This is a genomic window from Streptomyces chromofuscus (assembly GCF_015160875.1).
Taxonomy (GTDB): domain Bacteria; phylum Actinomycetota; class Actinomycetes; order Streptomycetales; family Streptomycetaceae; genus Streptomyces; species Streptomyces chromofuscus.
This window is the reverse complement of sequence record NZ_CP063374.1, coordinates 4,119,239-4,136,818: the sequence shown is the minus strand read 5'-3', so window position 1 is coordinate 4,136,818 and position 17,580 is coordinate 4,119,239. Positions and strand designations below refer to the sequence as shown.

General features: G+C 73.3%; 17 protein-coding genes and 1 pseudogene. 7 read left to right on the top strand and 11 right to left on the bottom strand.

Features of this window, described 5'->3' with window-relative positions; all coding sequences use genetic code 11:
• Positions 1–8: 8 nt before the first annotated feature.
• Both IPT68_RS18705 and IPT68_RS18700 read right to left on the bottom strand, forming a co-directional pair.
• The gene (locus IPT68_RS18705; RefSeq protein WP_189695937.1) at positions 9–599 is read right to left on the bottom strand and encodes a TetR/AcrR family transcriptional regulator; all 591 of its coding nucleotides are present in this window, start codon (positions 597–599) and stop codon (positions 9–11) included.
• Complete coding sequence (locus IPT68_RS18700) at positions 596–2,113, bottom strand: 3-hydroxyacyl-CoA dehydrogenase (protein WP_189695938.1); 1,518 nt, start codon at positions 2,111–2,113, stop codon at positions 596–598. The genes IPT68_RS18705 and IPT68_RS18700 overlap by 4 nt, the downstream gene beginning before the upstream one ends.
• Before the next feature lie 160 nt (positions 2,114–2,273).
• Between IPT68_RS18700 and paaN the strand changes: the two genes are divergently transcribed.
• A complete protein-coding gene (paaN, locus tag IPT68_RS18695) occupies positions 2,274–3,965 on the top strand; it encodes a phenylacetic acid degradation protein PaaN (protein ID WP_189695939.1) in 1,692 nt (563 codons plus the stop codon).
• Positions 3,966–3,969: 4 nt separating this feature from the next.
• Here paaN and IPT68_RS18690 read toward each other — a convergent pair whose 3' ends face one another.
• The 3 genes from IPT68_RS18690 to IPT68_RS18680 are packed head-to-tail and all read right to left on the bottom strand — an operon-like array spanning position 3,970 to position 6,736.
• Positions 3,970–4,755 carry a TrmH family RNA methyltransferase gene (locus tag IPT68_RS18690; protein WP_189695940.1) on the bottom strand — a complete coding sequence of 262 codons (786 nt, stop codon included), beginning with the start codon at positions 4,753–4,755 and terminating at the stop codon, positions 3,970–3,972.
• Positions 4,752–5,978 (bottom strand): HTTM domain-containing protein, encoded by a 1,227-nt coding sequence (locus tag IPT68_RS18685; protein ID WP_189695941.1) that lies wholly within the window; start codon positions 5,976–5,978, stop codon positions 4,752–4,754. Before IPT68_RS18685 ends, IPT68_RS18690 begins: the two co-directional genes overlap by 4 nt.
• Entirely contained in the window at positions 5,975–6,736 is a 762-nt protein-coding gene (locus tag IPT68_RS18680; protein ID WP_228039751.1) for a DUF5819 family protein, read from the bottom strand. Before IPT68_RS18680 ends, IPT68_RS18685 begins: the two co-directional genes overlap by 4 nt.
• Before the next feature lie 240 nt (positions 6,737–6,976).
• Between IPT68_RS18680 and paaA the strand changes: the two genes are divergently transcribed.
• Genes paaA through IPT68_RS18655 form a run of 5 tightly spaced genes read left to right on the top strand, consistent with a single transcriptional unit; the run spans position 6,977 to position 10,563 of the window.
• A complete protein-coding gene (gene paaA / locus IPT68_RS18675) occupies positions 6,977–7,984 on the top strand; it encodes a 1,2-phenylacetyl-CoA epoxidase subunit PaaA (RefSeq protein ID WP_189695942.1) in 1,008 nt (335 codons plus the stop codon).
• Positions 7,981–8,268, top strand: a complete 288-nt coding sequence (paaB, locus tag IPT68_RS18670; protein WP_189695943.1) for a 1,2-phenylacetyl-CoA epoxidase subunit PaaB — start codon at positions 7,981–7,983, stop codon at positions 8,266–8,268. The genes paaA and paaB overlap by 4 nt, the downstream gene beginning before the upstream one ends.
• Positions 8,265–8,984 (top strand): 1,2-phenylacetyl-CoA epoxidase subunit PaaC, encoded by a 720-nt coding sequence (gene paaC / locus IPT68_RS18665; RefSeq protein WP_189695944.1) that lies wholly within the window; start codon positions 8,265–8,267, stop codon positions 8,982–8,984. Before paaB ends, paaC begins: the two co-directional genes overlap by 4 nt.
• Positions 8,978–9,505: a 1,2-phenylacetyl-CoA epoxidase subunit PaaD gene (gene paaD / locus IPT68_RS18660; protein WP_189695945.1), complete on the top strand. Its 528-nt coding sequence runs from the start codon at positions 8,978–8,980 to the stop codon at positions 9,503–9,505. The genes paaC and paaD overlap by 7 nt, the downstream gene beginning before the upstream one ends.
• Complete coding sequence (locus IPT68_RS18655) at positions 9,505–10,563, top strand: 2Fe-2S iron-sulfur cluster-binding protein (protein WP_189695946.1); 1,059 nt, start codon at positions 9,505–9,507, stop codon at positions 10,561–10,563. The genes paaD and IPT68_RS18655 overlap by 1 nt, the downstream gene beginning before the upstream one ends.
• A gap of 122 nt (positions 10,564–10,685) precedes the next feature.
• On the opposite strand, the gene IPT68_RS18650 is transcribed toward IPT68_RS18655, so the two are convergent.
• The 6 genes and pseudogenes from IPT68_RS18650 to IPT68_RS18620 form a co-directional block, all read right to left on the bottom strand.
• Positions 10,686–11,030, bottom strand: a complete 345-nt coding sequence (locus IPT68_RS18650) for a rhodanese-like domain-containing protein (protein WP_189695947.1) — start codon at positions 11,028–11,030, stop codon at positions 10,686–10,688.
• Positions 11,031–11,123: 93 nt separating this feature from the next.
• Positions 11,124–12,158 carry a hypothetical protein gene (locus IPT68_RS18645; protein ID WP_265583751.1) on the bottom strand — a complete coding sequence of 345 codons (1,035 nt, stop codon included), beginning with the start codon at positions 12,156–12,158 and terminating at the stop codon, positions 11,124–11,126.
• Between the two features lie 55 nt (positions 12,159–12,213).
• Positions 12,214–13,644 (bottom strand): DUF2252 domain-containing protein, encoded by a 1,431-nt coding sequence (locus IPT68_RS18635; protein WP_228040575.1) that lies wholly within the window; start codon positions 13,642–13,644, stop codon positions 12,214–12,216.
• A gap of 199 nt (positions 13,645–13,843) precedes the next feature.
• Positions 13,844–13,989 (bottom strand): annotated as a pseudogene (locus IPT68_RS18630) (phospholipase A2); the annotation flags it as partial.
• A 443-nt stretch (positions 13,990–14,432) separates the two neighbouring features.
• Positions 14,433–15,092, bottom strand: coding sequence for a response regulator transcription factor (locus tag IPT68_RS18625; RefSeq protein WP_189696194.1), 660 nt, complete (start codon positions 15,090–15,092; stop codon positions 14,433–14,435).
• Positions 15,065–16,339, bottom strand: coding sequence for a sensor histidine kinase (locus tag IPT68_RS18620; RefSeq protein ID WP_189696195.1), 1,275 nt, complete (start codon positions 16,337–16,339; stop codon positions 15,065–15,067). Before IPT68_RS18620 ends, IPT68_RS18625 begins: the two co-directional genes overlap by 28 nt.
• Before the next feature lie 691 nt (positions 16,340–17,030).
• Here IPT68_RS18620 and IPT68_RS18615 point away from each other — a divergent pair.
• On the top strand, positions 17,031–17,546 hold the full coding sequence (locus IPT68_RS18615; protein WP_189695951.1) for a DedA family protein: 516 nt from the start codon (positions 17,031–17,033) through the stop codon (positions 17,544–17,546).
• The last annotated feature ends 34 nt before the right edge of the window (positions 17,547–17,580 follow it).

The window sequence follows — 17,580 nt, the reverse complement described above, 5'->3', positions numbered from 1 at the left end:
GGCCGACGTCAGGCCGCCCGGCGCAGTCCCCCGAACACCAACTGCACGACCGCGTCGGTGACTTCGCGCTCCCCCATGCCTCGCCCGTCGGGCCGGTACCACTCGACGATCGAGTTGATCATGCCGAAGACCAGCCGCGTGGCGAGCCGCACCTCCACGTCGCCGCGCACATCCCCGTCCGCGGCGGCCGCCTTCAGCAGCTCGGCGACCCGGTGGTCGAAATCGCGGCGCCGCTCCAGCGCCCACCGCTCGGTGCCCGTGTTTCCCCGCACGCGCAACAGCAGGGTGACGTAGGGCAGTTCGGTGATGAGCACCTCGACCATGCGCCGCACGACGTACTCCAGCCTCTCGGCGGCGCGCCCCACGCGCGCGTGCTCCTCGTCGAGGATCCCGAAGAGCTCGTCCAGCGCCCGGCTCACGGCCCGGCGCAGCAGCTCCTCCTTGCCCGTGACGTGGTGGTAGATCGACGACTTGGAGATGCCGGCCGCCTTGGAGAGGTGCTCCATGGAGGTGCCGTCGTAGCCGCGCTCGATGAAGACCTGGACGGCTACCGACAGCAGCGTCTCCGGGGTGTACGTGTCGCGCTTGGCGGTGGTCATGACGTGCTGCCCTCCCGCTTGTCGGTGGCGTACGCGTGGCGGTAGAGCGCGAGGGAGGGCGCGTAGCGCCCGGAGGGGTCGCGCAGGTGCAGGTCGTCGAGGAGGGCGTACGCCCAGCTGCGGCCGAGGCGGCGGCTCCATTCGAAGGGACCGAGCGGGTAGTTGACGCCCAGGCGCATCGCGGTGTCGATGTCCTCCTCGGTGGCGACGCCCTTGGCGACGGCGTCGTACGCAAGGTCGACGATCCGCGCGACCGTGCGCGCGACGATCATGCCGGGGACGTCGCCGATCACGCTGACCTTCTTGCCGAGCGCCTGGAACAGGCCGGTGGCCTCGGCGAGGGTCTGCGGGGAGGTGTCCTGCGACGCCGACAGGGCGACACGGGTGGCCCGGCGGTAGTCGAGGGCGAGGTCGAAGTAGACGACGTCCCGGAACTCCACCGACGTCTGGCCGTCGGCGAGCGCCAGCTGACCGCCGCCGGGCAGCACCAGCCGGGTGCCGTGGTCCTCGTCCTCCTCGCGGACCTGGATGCCCGCCTCGCGGATCAGCGCGAGCAGCTCGGACGCGGGCCCCAGGTCGCCCTCGGCGACGACGTACGCGGGGGGCCGGGCGGCTTCCGCGGTGTGCGGTTCGGCGCGCTCGGCGCCGTCGCGGTAGTCGTACCAGCCCTGGCCCGACTTGCGGCCGAGCCGGCCCGACTCGACCAGGCGGCGCTGGGCCGCCGACGGCGTGAAGCGGACGTCTTGGAAGAAGGCCTGCCACACGGAGTGCGTCACGGACTCGTTGACGTCCTGCCCGATGAGGTCGGTCAGTTCGAAGGCGCCCATCCGGAAGCCGCCGCACTCGCGCAGTACCGCGTCGATGGTGGCGGGGTCGGCGCCGTGCGCCTCGTAGACGGCGAAGGCCTCGGCGTAGAAGGGCCGGGCGATGCGGTTGACGATGAAGCCCGGGGTGTCCGCGCAGGCCACCGGCGTCTTGCCCCAGGCGCGAGCCGTCTCGTAAGCGCGCGTGGCGGAGGTGACGTCGGTGGCGAACCCGGAGACCACCTCGACCAGCGGCAGCAGCGGGGCGGGGTTGAAGAAGTGCAGGCCGACGAAGCGGCCCGGAACGCGCAGGGCGCCGCCGATGGCGGTCACCGACAGGGAGGAGGTGTTGGTGGCGAGCAGACAGTCCTCGGCGACCACGTCCTCCAGCTCGCGCAGCAGGTCCTGCTTGACGTCCAGCCGCTCCAGGACGGCCTCCACGACAAGGGCGCAGTCGGCGAGCTCGGCGAGGCTCTCGGCGGGCAGCAGGCGGGCGCGCGCGGCGTCCCGGTCGGCGGCGGTGAGACGTTCCTTCTCGACGAGCCGGTCGAGCCGGGCGCCGATCGCCGCGGCGGCTTCGCCGGCGCGCCCGGGCACGGCGTCGTACAGCCGTACGGGGTGGCCCGCGACCAGCGCCACCTGGGCGATGCCCTGACCCATGGTGCCGGTGCCGACGACGGCCACGGGGCTGCTGAGGTCGAGTGCTGTCATGGACGCGATCCTCCCGCACGGGGTTTTCCACAGATGCGGCGGACCCCCTTGAACCGACCGATCGTTCGGTTACTCTAACTCTGACCGCCTGATCCTGCCCATGTTTCTGCCCAGGTCATGAGCTCGACGGAGAGCTCACAAGACGAGGAGTTGGTCCCGCATGGCCGCCGAACTCACCGCCCACGAGCTGATCGCCCAGCACCGGCCCACCCTCGATCAGGCGCTGGAAGCGATCCGCACGCGCGCGTACTGGTCCCCCCACCCCGAGCACCCCAAGGCCTACGGGGAGAACGGCAGCCTGGACGCGGCCGCGGGCAAGGCCGCCTTCGACGCCCTGCTCGGCACCCGCCTCGACCTGGACCAGCCCGGCACGGACGACTGGGTGGGCGGTGAGGTCTCGCCGTACGGCCTCGACCTGGGCGTCAGCTACCCGCACGCCGACCTCGACGTGCTGCTGCCCGCCATGCGGGCCGGGCAGCGCGCCTGGCGCGACGCGGGCCCGGAGCTGCGCGCTATGGTCTGCCTGGAGATCCTCAAGCGGATCAGCGACCGGACCCACGAGTTCGCGCACGCGGTCATGCACACCTCCGGCCAGGCCTTCATGATGGCGTTCCAGGCGGGCGGCCCGCACGCGCAAGACCGCGGCCTGGAGGCGGTGGCGTACGCGTACGTGGAGCAGGTCCGCACCCCCGACACCGCCGAGTGGACCAAGCCGCAGGGCAAGCGCGACCCGCTCGCGCTGACCAAGCGCTTCACCGCGGTGCCGCGCGGGATCGGCCTGGTGATCGGCTGCAACACCTTCCCGACGTGGAACGGCTACCCGGGCCTGTTCGCCTCGCTGGCCACCGGCAACGCGGTCCTGGTGAAGCCCCACCCGCGCGCGGTGCTGCCGCTCGCGCTCACCGTCCAGGTCGCGCGCCAGGTGCTCACCGAGGCCGGCTTCGACGCGAACCTGGTCGCGCTGGCCGCCGAGCGCCCCGACGAGGGCATCGCCAAGACCCTCGCCGTCCGCCCCGAGATCCGGATCATCGACTACACCGGCTCGACGGCGTTCGGCGACTGGCTGGAGGCCAACGCCCGCCAGGCGCAGGTCCACACGGAGAAGGCCGGCGTCAACACGGTGATCGTGGAGTCGACCGGCGACTACAAGGGGATGCTGTCCAACCTGGCGTTCTCGCTGTCGCTGTACAGCGGCCAGATGTGCACCACCCCGCAGAACCTGCTCATCCCCCGCGACGGCATCCGCACCGACCAGGGCCCGAAGTCCTACGACGAGGTGGTCGCCGATCTCGCGCAGGCCGTCGACGGGCTGCTCGGCGACGACGCGCGCGCGAACGCGCTGCTCGGCGCCATCGTGAACCCGGACGTCAAGACCCGTCTGGAGGCCGCGGCCGGTCTCGGCGAGGTCGCCCTCGCCTCCCGGGTGGTCACCAACCCCGACTTCCCGGCGGCGGTGGTCCGCACGCCCGTCATCGTCAAGCTGGACGGCGCCAAGCCGGACGACGAGGCCGCCTACATGAGCGAGTGCTTCGGGCCGGTCTCCTTCGCCGTCGCCGTCGACTCCGCCATGGACGCGGTGGAGCTGCTGCGCCGCACCGTGCGGGAGAAGGGCGCGATGACGGTCGGCGCGTACACGACCGACGAGGACGTCGAGCGGGCGGTCGAGGAGGCCTGCCTGGAGGAGGCCGCGCAGCTCTCGCTGAACCTGACCGGCGGGGTGTACGTCAACCAGACCGCCGCCTTCTCCGACTTCCACGGCTCGGGCGGCAACCCGGCGGCCAACTCCGCTCTGACCGACGGAGCGTTCGTGGCGAACCGCTTCCGGGTGGTGGAGGTACGCCGGGAGGCGTGACCCTTCAGGACGCGGCGCCCCCGGTCGCGCTCCAGTGGTACAGCGTCATGGCCACGCTGGTCGCGAGGTTGTAGCTGGAGACCTGGGGGCGCATCGGCAACGCCACCAGATGGTCGGCACGCGCGCGTACGGCCGCCGAGAGGCCGCTGCGCTCCGAACCGAACGCGAGCAGCGCGTCGTCCGGCAGCTTCAGGCCGCGGATGTCCTCGCCCTCCGGGTCGAGGGCGAACAGCGGCCCGGGCGGCAGTTCACCGACGTCCAGCCGCTCCACGGCGGTCGCGAAGTGCAGCCCCGCGCCGCCGCGGACGACCGTGGGATGCCAGGGGTCGAGTGTGCCGGTCGTGACCACGCCGGTCGCCCCGAAACCGGCCGCCAACCGGATCACGGCCCCGGCGTTGCCGAGGTTGCGCGGCTGGTCGAGGACCACGACAGGCGCGCCGCGCGGCGTGCGGGCCAGCGCCCGCAGGTTGCCCTCGCGCGAGGGCCGTACCGCCAGTGCGGCCACGGCGGTGGGATGCGGGCGCGGCACCAGGGAGGCGTACGTCGTCTCCGGGACCTCGGTGAGCAGCGCGGCCAGGGCCTGCCGTACGTCCGGGGCCAGCTCGTCGGCGAGGGCGAGCGCGGCCTCGCGGTCGGCGGTGACCGCGACCGGCACCTCGGCTCCGAAGCGCAGGGCGTGCTTGAGGGCGTGGAAGCCGTCGAGCAGCACGGCGGTGCCGGCGAGGCTGCGCCAGACGCTCACCGGCTGCTGCGCGAAGCCACTGGAGCCCCCGCCCACGGGGTCGTTCATGCCCTGAAGCCTACGTGGGCCTGCTCGGCGTCCTCGCCGCGTTCGGCGGTGTCCGGGGTCCGCTGCGCCGGGACCTTCGGGCGACCGCGCCGGAGCAGCCGCGCGCGCGTGCGTGCGGCCCGGTCGCCCAGACCGCGCAGGAACGGCGTCGGCAGGAAGACCGCGTCCGCCGCGATCATCGCCAGCGAGAAGAAGGGCAGCCCGAGCACCACGGCGATCACGGCGTGCTCGGTGATCATGACGGCCAGCAGGACGTTCTTGACCCGCCGGTTGAACAGCGTGAACGGGAAGGCGACCTGGACGGCCACGGTCCCGTACGTCACGAGCATGACCACGGTGCCGCTGGCCGACAGCAGGTCGGCGAGGGCGGGCCAGGGCGAGAAGTACTCCAGGTGCAGGGGGTAGTAGACCGCGGTGCCGTCCTGCCAGCGGGAGCCCTGGACCTTGTACCAGCCGGCCGTGGCGTAGATCAGGCAGGCCTCGGCCATGATCACGACCAGGGCGCCGTTGTGCAGGATGTTGGCGACCACGTCGAGCAGGATGCGCGGCTCACCGGTGCGCGTGAGACGCCCGACGAGCCACCACAGGGCCTGCGCCACCCAGACGCCCCACAGCAGCGCCGGCACCAGCCAGTCGCCGTCCAGGCGGCCCACCGCGGTCACGACGGACAGCACCAGCCCGAGCACGCCCCACAGCAGGGGGCCGGTCCGGTCGGTGAGGCGCTCCCCACGCGCGTGTGCCTGCCGTGCCCGCCGGGCGCGCCGCGCGTCCAGCGACCACACCTGGCCGCACCGCGTGAACACGAGGTACAGGGACATCAGGTGCAGGACGTTGTCGCCGCCGTCGCCGACGAAGACGCTGCGGTTCTGCAGCGACAGCACGCCGACCATGAAGAGCACGGACATGGTGCGGGTGCGCCAGCCCAGCGCCAGCAGCAGGCTGGCGAGCACGCCGAACGCGTAGACGGTCTCGAACCAGAGCTGCCCGTCGGTCCACATCAGGGCGCTGAAGGCGCCGTTCGCGGCGATCAGCTGCTCGGCGAGGTCCCAGCCCCACGGGCCGTCGGGGCCGTACAGCTCCTGGCGGTGCGGGATCTCGCGCAGCAGGAAGAGCAGCCAGGTCACCGCGAGGCCGATACGGATCACGGCGGTCTGGTACGGGCCGAGGGCGGACTCGGTGATCCGGGCGATGCCCCGGGAGAGGGCCAGGGCGAAGCGGTTCACCGGGCACCCCCCTGGGCCTCGTCGACCGGCACCGGCCACCAGGGCAGCAACCGGTCCACCGGCTCGAGCGAGATGCGCTCCTCGCTCCACTCGGGCGGTCGGACGTTGGTGGTCCGGGAGCGGACCTGGACCCGGTCGACGACGGCGCCCGGTTCCACCGCGTCCGCGCGGTGAAGGCGCAGCACGACGATCCGTCGCAGGTAGGTCTCGCTCAGCGCGCCGCGCATGCCCGAGGGGCGGTTGTCGCCGTCGTGGGTGGCGCTGAAGAAGTCCCAGGCGCGGCGCAGCTCGTTCTGCTGGGCGTGGCTCGGCAGCAGGTTGCCGTCGATGGCCCGGCCGTCCTGCGCGGTCAGGTCGTACCAGCCGGTGGTGCGGCTGCCGCCGTCACCCGTTCGGATCTCGGCCCGGACCTGTACCGCGATGTTCTGCTGCAACGGGTTCGGCGCGAACAGCTTCCAGTTCTGCTCGAACTCCGGGTAGATCCACTCCTCGACCGCCTCGCCGTGCTGCTTGGTGACCGTGTTCGACGGCGCGACGTGCAGGAAGACCATCCCGAGGTGTACGCAGACGGTGACCGCGACGACGGCGAGGGCCAGCACCACACCGATCTGGTAGCGCGGGGAGAGGGCGGCGACGCCGGTGCGGGCGGAACCCGGCACGGGCTCGCGCACGCCGTCGGGCGCGCCCCGCCCGCTGCGGGCGTGCGGGACGCTTGCACCACCCCTGTCGTACGTGTCCTTCGCGCCCTGCGCGTCCATTGCGCCCCGATTCCGATCCCGGTCCGTTCCGTCTCCGCCGCCCGGCAGTCCCCTCGCAGGCGAACGGTACTCAGGCCGACCCGGCGGGCACAGCCCGTTCGATCAGCTCGTCCACAGCCGCGCCGACGGGTTTTCCACAGCGGTTGACACCTTACGGCGCTCGTCCGACCATGGATTCGCACGAACCGAACGATCGGTCGGGAGCAAGCTCCGGGCAGACCCAAAGGTCGAGGGGGCCTCATGGCGACAGCAGCCGCGCAGAAGACGGACCGCACCGCGTCGTACGGCGACGGGGACGGCACAGCCGCCACCGCCGCGTACGAGCGCGCCTTCGACGCCGCGGTCGCCGCCGACGAGCGCATCGAACCCCGCGACTGGATGCCCAACGCCTACCGGGCGACGCTGGTCCGGCAGATCGCCCAGCACGCCCACTCCGAGATCATCGGCATGCAGCCGGAGGCCAACTGGATCACCCGCGCGCCCTCGCTGCGCCGCAAGGCCATTCTGATGGCCAAGGTCCAGGACGAGGCGGGCCACGGGCTGTACCTGTACAGCGCGGCGGAGACGCTCGGCACCAGCCGCGACGAGCTCCTCGACAAGTTGCACAGGGGCCGCCAGAAGTACTCCTCCATCTTCAACTACCCCACGCTGACCTGGGCGGACGTCGGCGCGATCGGCTGGCTGGTGGACGGCGCCGCGATCACCAACCAGGTGCCGCTGTGCCGCTGCTCCTACGGGCCGTACGCGCGCGCGATGGTCCGCATCTGCAAGGAGGAGTCCTTCCACCAGCGCCAGGGGTACGAGCTGCTGCTGGCCCTCAGCCGCGGCACCCCCGAGCAGCACGCGATGGCGCAGGACGCGGTGGACCGCTGGTGGTGGCCGTCCCTGATGATGTTCGGCCCGCCCGACGACGAGTCGCAGCACTCGGCGCAGTCGATGGCCTGGAAGATCAAGCGGCACTCCAACGACGAGCTGCGCCAGCGCTTCGTGGACATCTGCGTCCCCCAGGCCGAGTCCCTCGGGCTCACCCTCCCCGACCCGGACCTGCGGTGGAACGAGGAACGGGGGCACCACGACTTCGGGCCGATCGACTGGACGGAGTTCTGGGAGGTCCTCAAGGGCAACGGCCCGTGCAACGAGCAGCGCATCACCCAGCGCAGGCGGGCGCACGAAGAGGGCGCCTGGGTACGGGAGGCGGCCGCGGCGTACGCGGCCAAGCACAGCGAGACGGGAGCTACGCGCGCATGACGAACACCGACTGGCCCCTGTGGGAGGTCTTCGTGCGCTCGCGCCGTGGCCTGTCCCACACCCACGCGGGCAGCCTGCACGCCCCGGACGCGGAGCTCGCCCTGCGCAACGCGCGCGACCTGTACACGCGGCGCGGTGAGGGCGTCTCGATCTGGGTCGTGCCCTCCTCGGCCGTCACGGCGTCCTCCCCCGACGAGAAGGACCCGTTCTTCGAGCCGGCCGCGGACAAGCCCTACCGCCACCCGACGTTCTACGAGATCCCGGAGGGAGTGAAGCACCTGTGACGACCACGGTTCCCACGACGGCCGCCCTCGCCCTGGGCGACGACGCCCTGGTGCTCTCCCACCGGCTGGGGGAGTGGGCCGGCCACGCCCCCGTCCTGGAGGAGGAGGTCGCCCTCGCCAACATCGCACTGGACCTGCTCGGCCAGGCCCGGGTGCTGCTGTCGCTGGTCGGCGACGAGGACGAGCTGGCGTACCTGCGCGAGGAGCGCGCCTTCCGCAACCTGCAGCTGGTGGAACAGCCGAACGGCGACTTCGCCCACACCATCGTCCGCCAGCTGTACTTCTCCACCTACCAGCACCTTCTCTACGACCGCCTGGCGGCCGGCGACGGCCCCTTCGCCCCGCTCGCGGCGAAGGCCGTCAAGGAGGTCGCCTACCACCGCGACCACGCCACGCAGTGGACCCTGCGGCTCGGCGACGGCACGGACGAGAGCCATGAGCGGATGCGGCGGGCGTGCGAGGCGCTGTGGCGGTACACCGGCGAGATGTTCCAGCCGGTGGAGGGCCTGGACGTCGACGGGGAGCAGCTGAGGGCGGCCTGGCTGGAGTCGGTCGGCGAGGTCCTGCGCCGCGCGACGCTCACGCTCCCCGAAGGACCGCGCTCCGGTGCGTGGAGCGCGGGCGCGGGCCGGCAGGGCGTGCACACCGAGCCGTTCGGCCGGATGCTCGCCGAGATGCAGCATCTGCACCGCAGCCACCCGGGGGCGTCATGGTGACCACCACCGCCCTGGAGGAGGAACTCGTCGCGATCGCCGGCTCGGTCCCCGACCCCGAGCTGCCCGTGCTCACCCTGCGGGAGCTGGGCGTGCTGCGTGCGGTGCGCCTGCGCGGCAAGGACGCGGTCGACGTCGAGCTGACCCCGACGTACACCGGCTGCCCCGCCCTCGAGGCGATGTCCGCGGACATAGAGCGCGCGCTGCACGAGCACGGCATCCGGGAGGTCACCGTCCGCACGGTGCTGACGCCGGCCTGGTCGACCGACGACATCACAGCGGAAGGCCGCCGCAAACTGCGGGAGTTCGGCATCGCACCGCCCCGCGTACGGACGGACTCCGGGCCGGTGCCGCTGGAGCTGGGCCCGACGCGCACGCTCACCGAGGAGCCGGAGCCCGTCCGCTGCCCGCACTGCGGGTCCGCCGACACCGAGCTGCTGAGCCGTTTCTCCTCCACCGCGTGCAAGGCGCTGCGGCGCTGCCTGGCGTGCCGTGAGCCGTTCGACCACTTCAAGGAGCTGTGATGGCCCGCTTCCACACGCTCCCGGTGACCGCGGTCGACCGGCTCACCGACGACTCCGTGGCCGTCACGCTCGAGGTCCCCCCGGAGCTGCGCGAGGAGTTCCGGTACGCGCCCGGGCAGCACATCGCCCTGCGGCGCACGGTCGACGGCGTCGACATCCGGCGGACGTACTCGATCTGCTCCCCCGCACCGAGGGACGGCGAGGGGCCGCGCAGCCTGCGGGTGGGCGTGCGACTGGTGGAAGGCGGCGCCTTCTCCACGTACGCCCTCAAGGAGATCGACATCGGCGACGAGCTGGAGGTGATGACACCGGCCGGCCGCTTCACCCTCGACCCGGCGCCCGGGCTGTACGCCGCGATCGTCGGCGGCAGCGGGATCACGCCGGTGCTCTCGATCGCCGCGACGCTGCTCGCGCAGGAGCCCGGAGCCCGGTTCTGCCTGATACGCAGCGACCGTACGACCGCCTCGACGATGTTCCTGGAAGAGGTCGCCGACCTGAAGGACCGCTTCCCCGAGCGCCTCCAGTTGGTGACCGTGCTCTCCCGGGAGGAGCAGCAGGCGGGGCTGCCGTCCGGGCGGCTGGACCGGGAGCGCCTGACGGGCCTGCTGCCGGCGCTGCTGCCGGTGGGCGACGTGGCGGGCTGGTTCCTGTGCGGGCCGTACGGGCTGGTACAGGAGGCCGAGCGGGCACTGCGCGGCCTGGAGGTGCCGCGCGGCCGTATCCACGAGGAGATCTTCCACGTGGACGCCGCCCCGGCCGCCGCCCCGGGGCCCGGTCCCGCGCACAGCACGGTGACCGCTCGGCTCGACGGCCGCGGCGGGACCTGGGCGGTGCAGCACGGCGAGTCGCTGCTGGAGACCGTGCTGCGCAACCGCCCCGACGCGCCCTACGCCTGCAAGGGCGGCGTGTGCGGCACCTGCCGGGCCTTCCTGGTCTCCGGCGAGGTGCGCATGGACCGCAACTTCGCGCTGGAGCGGGAGGAGACGGAGGCCGGATACGTGCTGGCGTGCCAGTCGCACGCGGTGACGGAGAAGGTGGAGCTGGACTTCGACCGGTGAGGTCCCGCGGGCGCCCCGCGGCCATTGCTGAGCCGTGGGGTCGCACGCCGGTGTCTCCGGCCGGGGCCCGTGCGCCTACGAGGACGCCGCGCCCCGCCGGGTCCTCAGCCCGGGCGACGGGCTCAGACCACCGCTCCCGGCTCGCCCGCGTCCGTGACCACCGGACGCCCGAGGGCCTCCCACGCCTCCATGCCGCCGGCGACGTTGACGGCGTCGACGCCCTGCTGGTTGAGGTACATCGCCACCTGCGCCGAGCGGCCGCCGGAGCGGCAGATCACGTGGACGCGGCCGTCCTGCGGGGCGGCCTCGGTCAGCTCGCCGTACCGGGCCACGAACTCGCTCATGGGGATGTGCAGCGCCCCGGCGGCGTGGCCGGCGTGCCACTCCTCGTCCTCGCGGACGTCCAGGAGGAAGTCGTCGTCCTTGAGGTCCGTGACCCCGACCGTGGGAACAGCTCCGAAGTTCATGTTCCCGACGCTACCGGAAGCGTCCGCGAGGACGGTTCCCAGGCGGTCCGGGGACGGCCGACGCCGACCGACCGCCGACCGGCCTCCGACCGCTCACTGCCCGATCAGCGCCGCCAGCTCCGCCTCGCGCTGCGCGACCTCCGCCAGCAGCCGCTCGGCGATCTCGTCGAGGAGGCGGTCCGGGTCGTCCGGCGCCAGCTTGAGCATGGAGCCGATGGCGCCCTCCTCCAGCTCCCGGGCGACGACCGTGAGCAGCTCCTTGCGCTGGGCGAGCCAGTCCAGGCGGGCGTACAGCTCCTCGCTGCGGCTCCAGCGGCGCTCCTCGGGCACCGGTCCGGCCGCCCACTCCTCGGACAGCTCGCGCAGCGCCGCCGCGTCGCCACGGGCGTACGCCATGTTCACGCGGGTGAGGAACTCCTCTCGCCGCTTGCGCTCGTCCTCCTCGCGCGCGAGATCGGGGTGGGCCTTGCGGGCCAGTTCGCGATAGATGCGGCGGGCCTCCTCGCTGGGGCGCACCCGCTGCGGGGGCCGGACGGGCTGGTCCGTGAGCATCGCAGCGGCCTCCGGGAACAGGCCGTCGCCATCCATCCAGCCGTGGAACAGCTCCTCCACGGAGGGCATGGGCAGCACCCGGGCCCGCAGCTCCCCCGCCCGGCGCAGGTCCTCCGGGTCGCCGGTCCGGGCCGCCTTCGCCTCGGCTATCTGCGCGTCCAGCTCCTCGAGGCGGGCGTACATCGGGCCCAGCTTCTGGTGGTGCAGCCGGGAGAAGTTCTCGATCTCGACGCGGAAGGTCTCCACCGCGATCTCGTACTCGATCAGCGCCTGCTCGGCCGCCCGCACGGCCCGCTCCAGCCGCTCCTCGGGGCGGAGCGCGCCGTCCTCGGGGCGGAGCGCGCCGTCCTCGGGGCGGGAGGCGCCGTCCTCGGGGCGGGAGGCACCGTCCTCGGGGCGGGAGGCACCGTCCTCGGGGCGGGAGGCACCGTCCTCGGGGCGGGAGGCACCGTCCTCGGGGCGGGAGGCACCGTCCTCGGGGCGGGAGGCACCGTCCTCGGGGCGGGGCGCGCCGTCCTGGGGCGTCGCCCGCCCCTCACCGGCGACACCACCCTGCTCAGCTTCCGGGGTCGTCACCCGACCAGCGTAGGCCACGGCCGCTCGCCCCCGATCACTTCCGCCGCCCGGGGCTTCACACCCCCGTCTCCGCCGCGACCTTCCCCGCCCTCACCGCCGCCACCAGCGCCGCGTGATCCGCCTCGGTGACGTCGGCGTAGGCGGTGGCGAACGCGGCCACCGCCTCGTCCAGTTCCTCGTTCTTGCCGCAGTAGCCGGAGATCAGGCGGGGGTCGGCGCTGTGGGAGTGGGCGCGGGCGAGGAGGGCGCCGGTCATGCGGGCGTAGTCGTCGAGCTGGTCGGTGGAGAGCGCCGCGGGGTCCACGCTGCCCTTGCGGTTGCGGAACTGCCGGACCTGGAAGGGGCGGCCCTCGACGGTCGTCCAGCCGAGCAGGATGTCGCTGACCACCTGCATCCGCTTCTGCCCGAGGACCACCCGGCGGCCCTCGTGGTCCACGGGCGCCGCCTCGAAACCGGCCGTCAGCAGATGCGGCAGCAGCGCCGAGCCTCGGGCCTCCTTCACCTGGAGTATCAGCGCCTCACCGCGGTGGTCCAGGAGCAGGACGACGTACGAACGCAGGCCCACGCTGCCCGTGCCCACGATCCGGATGGCCACGTCGTGCACCGCGTGCCGGGAGAGCAGCGGCAGACGGTCCTCCGACAGCGTCGCCAGATAGTCCTCCAGCGACGCCGCCACCGCCGCGGCCTCCGCGTCCGGGACGCGGCGCAGCACCGGCGGCGCGTCCACGAACCGGCGTCCGCCCTCCTCGGTCGGCTCGGTCGACCGCGCCGCGAACCGCCCACTGGTGTTGGCCCGTGCCTTCTCCGAGACCCGCTCCAGCGTGCCGAGCAGGTCGTGGGCGTCGGTGTAGGAGACCAGCTCCTCGTCCGCGATGGCGTTCCACGCGTCCAGCACCGGGAGCTTGGCCAGCAGTCGCATGGTGCGGCGGTAGGCGCCTGCGGCGTCATGGGCGGCCGCCCGGCAGGTGTCCTCGTCGGCGCCCGCCTCCCGCCCGGCCAGCACCAGCGAGGCGGCAAGCCGCTTGAGGTCCCACTCCCAGGGGCCGTACACCGTTTCGTCGAAGTCGTTGAGGTCGATGACCAGGCCGCCGCGCGCGTCGCCGTACAGGCCGAAGTTGGCCGCGTGGGCGTCGCCGCAGATCTGGGCGCGGACGCGGGTCATGGGTGTGCGGGCGAGGTCGTGGGCCATGAGGCCCGCCGATCCGCGCAGGAAGGCGAACGGCGTGGCCGCCATCCTGCCCACCCTTATCGGCGTGAGCTCGGGGATGCGGCCCCGGTTGGACTCCTCGACCGCGGCCACCGCGTCGGGCCGGGCGCCGTCGAGGTCGAGGGTGGCGTGGGCGCGCCGCGGGATCCGCTCACGCAGGGCCTTCCCCTCCGCCTTGGGCGAGCGCGCGCCCTGGGGCGACCACTCGGCGAAGCCCTGCACCCGTGGAATCCGCACCGTCCCGGAATCCGCGTCCCGCACACCGGCCTCGGTCACCATGACCGCCTCCCCCGCGACTCGCACGAACATCAACTCGTGCCGACGGTACAACCGGCCGTCGTATCCCGTCAGACCCTGTGGACAACTCCCCACCTGTGGACAACCCGGCCCACCGAGGCGGCCGGCAGGGTCGTCGGCCTCCGTGGGCTGCGGCTCCGCGGTGCGCCCGTCCGACCCACCGTCACCCGGGCTTGTCCAGCGCTCGGTAGTTCCGGTGGCCGAAGTCGTGGCGCACGCAGGCAAGGGCGAAGGGGAAGCGGAAGGGGTTGTCGGGGGAGGTCGTGCAGTGGTCGGTGACCAGTCGAAGCCGTAGGCGCTCCGCGCGCCCCGGTCGGCACGGGCCGCGAAGAAGCCGCGTCCGTACGAGACCACGGTTCACGGTGACACGGCTTCGCGGTCGACGGCCTCGCAGCGAGGCCGCGCCCGTCACACGCCACATCGCGGCCGCCCCGTCAAGCCGACCCTAGGCCGCGCCCGTCACACGCCACACCGCGCGCCCGTCAAGCCAACCCGAGCCCGCGCCCGTCACACGCCGCGCCCGTCAAGCCAACCCGAGCCCGCGCCCGTCAAGCCAACCCGAGCCCGCGCCCGTCAAGCCGACCCGAGCCCGCGCCCGTCACACGCCACACCGCGCGCCCGTCAAGCCAACCCGAGCCCGCGCCCGTCACACGCCACTTCGCGCGCCCGTCACACGCCACTTCGCGCGCCCGTCACACGCCACATCACCCCCGTCACACCCCCGTCAAGCCGACCCGAGCCCGCGCGCGTCGGCCGCCTCGCGCCCCGCGTCACGCCCGCAGATAGGCCAGTACCGCCAGCACCCGCCGGTGCGTCTCGTCCGCCGGTGGCAGGTCGAGCTTGGTGAGGATGTTGCTGATGTGCTTGCCGACGGCCGCCTCGGACACCACCAGTTCGCGGGCGATCGCGCCGTTGGACTTGCCCTCCGCGATCAGGGCCAGGACCTCCCGCTCGCGGGAGGTGAGCCGCTCCAGCGGGTCCCGGCGCCGGCGCAGCAGCTGGCGCACGACCTCGGGGTCGACGACCGTGCCGCCGTCGGCGACCTCGCCGAGCGCGTCGACGAACTCCTCGACCTGGCCGACCCGGTCCTTCAGCAGATAGCCGATGCCGGTTCCGTCGCCGGAGTCGAGGAGTGCGGAGGCGTACGTCCGCTGCACGTACTGGCTGAGGACGAGCACCGGGAGTCGAGGGCGCCGTTCGCGGAGCCGGACCGCCGCGTGCAGGCCCTCGTCCTGGAAACCGGGTGGCATCCGTACGTCCGTCACCACGATGTCGGGTTCGTGTTCCTCGACCGCGGCGACCAGCGCCTCGGCGTCGCCGACGGCCGCGACCACCTCGTGGCCGCAGCGGCCGAGCAGGCCGATCAGCCCCTCCCGCAGCAGCACGCTGTCCTCGGCCAGTACTACGCGCAGCGATCGGTCGGCCGGCAGGGGTCGCAAGGAAACTCCACACGCAGCAGGGTCGGTCCACCCGGCGGACTGGACAGGGAGAGTCTGCCATCGAGGACCGACACCCGGTCGGCGAGTCCCGTCAGCCCGGTGCCCGCCGCCGCGTCGGCGCCGCCGCACCCGTCGTCGCGCACCTCCAGCACGAGCCGTCCCCCGCCGTGCCCGCCGCTCACCTCGGCGCGCGCGGCCCCGCTGTGCCTGCCGACGTTGGCGAGCGCCTCGCAGACCACGAAGTACGCGGCGGCCTCGACCGCCTGGGGCAGTCGGCCCGGCAGTTCCAGGTCGACGTCGACCGGGACCGCCGAGCGGTCGGCGGCGTCCAGGACGGCCGCTTCGAGGCCGTAGTCGGCGAGCACCTTGGGATGGATGCCGTGGATGAGTTCGCGCAGTTCGGCGAGGGCCTTGCCGGCCTCCTCGTGGGCCTTGGCGAGTTGGTCGGCCAGGGGGCCGGGCGGGGCGTCGAGGCGGGCCAGGCCGAGGGTCATCGTCAGGGCGACGAGGCGTTGCTGGGCGCCGTCGTGCAGATCGCGCTCGATGCGCCGCCGCTCGGCCTCGAAGGCGTCCACCAACCGCACACGGGAGCGGGTGAGTTCGACCACCTTGGCGTCGAGTTCGGCGTCGCGCGGGGCGATCAGGAGGCGGGTCAGTTCGGCGCGGGCGCCGGCGGCCAGGCCGAGGAGGTAGGCGCACAGCGTCATGAGCAGCAGCCCGAGGACGGCGACACCGAACGCGGTCGGCCAGGTGGTGACCGTCCACTGCTTGAGCACCTTCGCCTCGCCCTCGCCGATCGTGGCCATCCACAGCGGGGTGACCACCATGGACAGCGGGAACAGCAGCGCGACGGTGATCACGAGGGCGTCGACGGGCCAGAGCAGGCCCGCGAACAGCACGGTGTAGCCGAGTTCCCGCCAGGTCACCTGTTCCCGGAGCCGGGCGGTCAGCCACGCCCACAGGCCCCGGGCGGCGGGCGGCTGGTGCTGGTGCAGGTCGAGTGCCGGGTCCAGGTCGACCAGGCGCAGCCTGCGTCGTTCGCCCCACGCCACCGGAATGCCGACGAGGGCGAGGACGACCAGCAGCGGCAGGCCCACCAGCACGATCGCGAGGGCCCCGCCGAGCGCCGCCAGAACCACGACGGCCACCAGCGCGAACAGACCGGCCACGGCGCCGGTCAGCAGATAGCCGACCGACCGCCAGGGCCACGCCGACAGCAGGAAGTCCGGCCGCGACATGGCCTGCCAGACGTTTCGGGGGTGCATGCGGCCACCGTAGAAGGGGCGCCGCGGCCGCTGCCATGGGTCCAGGGGGCGGACAGGGGGTGTGGCAGGCCCTACCCAGGGCGGTGGGCCGCAGGTCAGGCCGTCGAGGGACACCGCCGCTACTCCTCCTGCGGGGGTGGCGGGTCACGGTCCGCCGGTTGCCGGCTCTTGCCACCGCAGCCAACTGCCGCATCGAAGGCGCGATTCCGCCGGCTCCGGCCCAGCCTTGGCCGGACAACGACGCTTCGGCGTTCCGCGACGGCCCGGCCACACCTGGTGCGTCCGCGGCCGGACGAGGTGGGGAGTCGCACGTGGAATTCCGGTTGCTCGGACCGGTGGAGGCGAGGGACGGGGCGCGGCGCATCGCTCTGCCGGGCTCGAAGGTGCACACGATGCTCGCCGTGCTGCTGCGGTCACACCCATCGGTACCGGCCCAGGAGGCGGTGCCCTTCCAGGGCATGCCCCGCACGGCACTTGACGGGCACCCCTGCCCCGACGCAAGCCGACGCACGCCCCCTGATCCAGCGACAGATCCTCGGGGATGGCTGCAGCGAGCCTGCCGGGTATGCCTGGCCCTACCCCACGTCTCGTCCCTGCCGCAGTGCGTCGCCCTGCCCCCGCACGGTTTCGTGGAGGCATCGAGAAGACGAGAGAGGCGGCACCGATGACGGCTTGGCCGGCGGAGCACGGGGCGGCGCACGGCGGCCTCGGCATCCTCGCCGTGGTGCTGCTGCCCGCGCTGGAGGCCGCCCTGCCGGTGATCGGCACGCCGCTGCCGGGGCAGACCGCGGTGGTGGTGGGCGGGATGCTCGCCCGGCACGGCCATGTGCCGGTGGAGGCGGCGCTGCTCACCGCGCCGGCCGACGCGGTCCTGGGCAGCCTGGCCGGCTACGCGGTCGGACGGCGCCGGCGGTCCCGCGTGCCGGCCCCGCTGCGGTCGGGGCCGGGCCGGCGGAAGTACACCGATCGGGCGCTCGGTCTGATCGAGCGGCGTGGCGCGGGCGCGGTGTTCGTCGGGCGCTGCACGGCCGTGCTGCGCACGCTCGTGCCGACGTTGTGCGGGGCGACCCGCATGCCGCTGCCGCCGCGCTACCTGCTCAGGTCGGTGGTCGGCGGCGCGGTGTGGCCCCCGGCGTTCGTCCTGATCGGCTACGCCATGGGCCCCGCCGACTTCGGCTGAGCCACCCGGCCCGCCCGCCCCGCAGCCTGCTGCC